This window comes from Brevibacillus sp. NRRL NRS-603, from assembly GCF_003013445.1.
Lineage (GTDB): Bacteria > Bacillota > Bacilli > Brevibacillales > Brevibacillaceae > Brevibacillus > Brevibacillus formosus.
In genome coordinates this window covers 1-3,094 of the sequence record NZ_PXZN01000106.1, presented here as the reverse complement: position 1 = coordinate 3,094, position 3,094 = coordinate 1, and the positions used below count along the sequence as shown (strand labels likewise).

The 3,094-nt window shown below is 48.0% G+C and carries 3 protein-coding genes and 1 pseudogene; 2 read left to right on the top strand and 2 right to left on the bottom strand.

Annotated elements, in window-relative coordinates; genetic code table 11:
- Nucleotides 1–159: 159 nt before the first annotated feature.
- Entirely contained in the window at nt 160–1,134 is a 975-nt protein-coding gene (locus C7R94_RS28660; RefSeq protein ID WP_106785925.1) for a YpdA family putative bacillithiol disulfide reductase, read from the top strand.
- A gap of 13 nt (nt 1,135–1,147) precedes the next feature.
- Here the strand turns inward: C7R94_RS28660 and C7R94_RS28655 are convergent, their stop codons facing one another.
- Nucleotides 1,148–1,486 carry a histidine triad nucleotide-binding protein gene (locus C7R94_RS28655; RefSeq protein WP_047069116.1) on the bottom strand — a complete coding sequence of 113 codons (339 nt, stop codon included), beginning with the start codon at nt 1,484–1,486 and terminating at the stop codon, nt 1,148–1,150.
- A gap of 73 nt (nt 1,487–1,559) precedes the next feature.
- Complete coding sequence (locus C7R94_RS28650) at nt 1,560–2,849, bottom strand: acyl-CoA thioesterase/bile acid-CoA:amino acid N-acyltransferase family protein (RefSeq protein WP_106785924.1); 1,290 nt, start codon at nt 2,847–2,849, stop codon at nt 1,560–1,562.
- 155 nt (nt 2,850–3,004) lie between these two features.
- Between C7R94_RS28650 and C7R94_RS30775 the strand changes: the two are divergent.
- Nucleotides 3,005–3,094 (top strand): annotated as a pseudogene (locus tag C7R94_RS30775) (Rrf2 family transcriptional regulator); the annotation flags it as partial.

Sequence of the window (3,094 nt, the reverse complement as noted above, 5' to 3'; positions counted from 1 at the left end):
TTTTTCATCATACATCCAGTATAAGGAGAGAGAACCATTCTTTCATTGGTCAGATTTTGGTAGAAACCTTGCAGGAGTGCCGGGGAACTCTTTTGTTGTAAACGCGATATGATATGATGGAGGAAGAAGAATAGAGAGAATGAAGCGAGGCGGAGAGAAATGGAAGACGTACTGATTGTAGGCGGTGGGCCTTGTGGACTGGCAGCGGCAATTGCCTGCAAGCGAGCTGGACTTGATCCCATCATTATTGAAAAAGGGTCGCTGGTCCATTCGATTTATCGCTACCCGACCTATATGATTTTTCATAGTACACCTGATTTACTGGAAATCGGGGGCGTTCCTTTTGCTACGGCGAATGACAAGCCGACCAGACAGGAGGCGCTCAATTACTATCGGCTGGTAGCAGCGCGAGAAAAATTGCGCGTGAACGTATATGAAACGGTGACAGGAGCGAAGAAGACACCAGGTGGCTTTCAAGTCACGACCACAGACCGATTCGCCAAAACACATACGTACGAAGCGAAAAGCTTGGTGATCGCCACAGGTTACTTTGACAATCCGAATCGACTGGGTGTACCAGGCGAGGAGTTGCCAAAGGTTTCGTCCTTCTACAAGGAAGCACATCCGTATACAGGGCTTGCAGTAGCGGTAGTAGGGGGAAACAACTCTGCCGTTGACGCGGCGATGGAGCTGGAGCGGGCGGGAGCAGAAGTAACGGTGATTTGCCGCCGAACGGAGCTATCTGACAAGGTCAAGGCATGGACAAGACCTGTTTTTGAGAGTCTGATCAAAAAAGGACGCATCCACATGCTGTTCGGTGCAACAGTCGAGAGCATTGAGGAGCGTTCCATTAAGGTGAAAACAGGGGAGGAAGTCATTACGCTTGCCAATGACCATGTGTTTTCTTTGATTGGATACCGTCCGGATCGTACCTTCCTTCATTCGTTAGGGGTTATGATTGACGAGGAAACGGGAATACCAGCGCATCATCCCGAGACGATGGAGACGAATATTCCAGGTCTCTATATAGCGGGAGTCATTGCGGCGGGCCACCACGCGAACGCCATTTTTATCGAGAATGGAAGGTTTCATGGTGAAGGTATCGCCCGCCACATTGCCTCTCAGAAGGAGTAGTAGCTGCTATTGATTAGAACTGCCACTCCAATTGTCTGCCTCCAATGAGGTGGTAGTGCAAATGGAAGACGGTTTGTTGTCCGTGCTTGCCAATGTTGGTTACAATACGGAAGCCATCCTCTTTCACGCCCATTGTTTCTGCTACTTTTTGCAGAGACAGATGGAGGTGACCGATCAGCTCCTTGTCCTCAGGCTCGATAGCCAGAACGGATTGAATATGCTTTTTCGGAATCATCAGGACGTGAACAGGGGCAACAGGGTTAATGTCGTGAAAAGCCAATACATGCTCGTCCTCATACACTTTTTTGGACGGAATGTCTCCGTTTACAATTTTGCAAAATAAGCAGTCCATAGGGCTATACATCCTTTCTAAAATGATAGATCGTAAAGCCTACTTCGTCATGCGGGTAGGCTTTCCCTGTTTTTTACGCTGGAAAAGTCCGTTCTAAAAACTGAAGAACCTCACGCCAAGAGTGTTCGGATGCATAGGCGTTGTTTTTGGGCGTACCGCCATTGAGCTGCGTGCGGGTAGTCGGTATGTAAGGAAAGCGGATCCCATGTCCTGTATCCGCGTAACGCAAATGCACCACCGAATGAGCAAACTGATGGTTCTTTAATCGCTCGACCATTTGCTCGCAATGCTGTGCTGCTGGCCACCAGTGATCGTCATCCGAGGAGAGGAAGAGGATCGGACCATTGATTTTTTCAACCGGAATTTCGGCATCCTCTAACCACTCACAAGCAGCCCATGCTTCAGTATGAATGTGATCGATACGTTGACCTGCTTCGAGCCGCTCCTGCGAGACTTTTGTCTGCTCTTCTGTCCATGGCACGAATGGAAGAGGTTCTCCTTGAAACGACCAAGAGGATTGCGGGGAGAACGTGTCTGATCCAGTGAATGCCTTATCTGTACCGATCGTAACGGTAGAGCTGGGACTCGAAGCAATGACAGCATGTACGTGTTGATCGATCGATGCTGTGACTAATGCCAATTCTGCTCCTTTGGAGCGTCCGAATAACGTGATTTTCTCAGGGTGTACGGAGGGCTGCTGCTGTAGCCAATGAATGGCGCGTTGAACATATTCGATCGGGATCTGGCGGATATCGTCAGGAAGATCATTGCATTGGAAGTAAGCAAGTGCTAGCGCCGGGTAGCCGTGAGAGGCGAACAAAGCTGCGAATTGTGAGCAGGAACCAATTCCACCTTCGCTTCCACCAAGTACGACAATGGCGGGTTTTTGCTCAGTGTGAGGTTTTGAAAAATACAGACCGACTAACCCATGGTCTGTCACTTTTTGTATCGACACGTCGCGAGAGACAAAAATACGTTTCACAACGGCTTTCGCTACGGGTTTATCGTAGACTTCCGCCGTCAATTCAATCTCAGTGGAGCGTGGGGTGAACTGAAAGTTGTCCAGGGAATAGGCATGATAAAAACGCATGGTCTGGACATTCATAGACCAGAAAAGCCCCATCGGATCAATTCCCTCATAGGTACCAAATAAGGGAGCCTGGGAAACTAAATCCACTGAGCCATTTTCGTCTGCTTGGAATATAGCATGTGATGATGCAGTCAAATCTCCTCCAGGCAACCCATTTTTCAGAGTGGCATGAAGAGTGATTAATTGATTGGGGATAAAACCGCTCAGCGTGATATGGACAGGAACATCTATTAAGGCTGTTGCAGGCGTAACTTCAATTTGTGGAAGTATCATTTTTGTCAACACTCCTTCCAGATTACGGGAACACTTGGCACAGTCATTATAGTAGAATGAATAAAAGTTCGACGGGACGAAATGTGACGGTATGGTTAACTTGACTTCTCGCCTGTGGTGTAACTATAATCATTACAACGAAAGGGTGACAACGTATGAAAATCAGCAGCCGTTTCTCCATTGCGGTTCACATTTTATCACTGCTTTCCATTGATTCTAATTCGCATTGCACTTCCGAATGGATC

Excerpts from the sequence above, each read along its gene's own strand:
- C7R94_RS28655 (WP_047069116.1), bottom strand. The coding sequence starts at position 1,486 with ATGGACTGCTTATTTTGCAAAATTGTAAACGGAGACATTCCGTCCAAA.
- C7R94_RS28660 (WP_106785925.1), top strand. The coding sequence starts at position 160 with ATGGAAGACGTACTGATTGTAGGCGGTGGGCCTTGTGGACTGGCAGCG.
- C7R94_RS28650 (WP_106785924.1), bottom strand. The coding sequence starts at position 2,849 with ATGATACTTCCACAAATTGAAGTTACGCCTGCAACAGCCTTAATAGAT.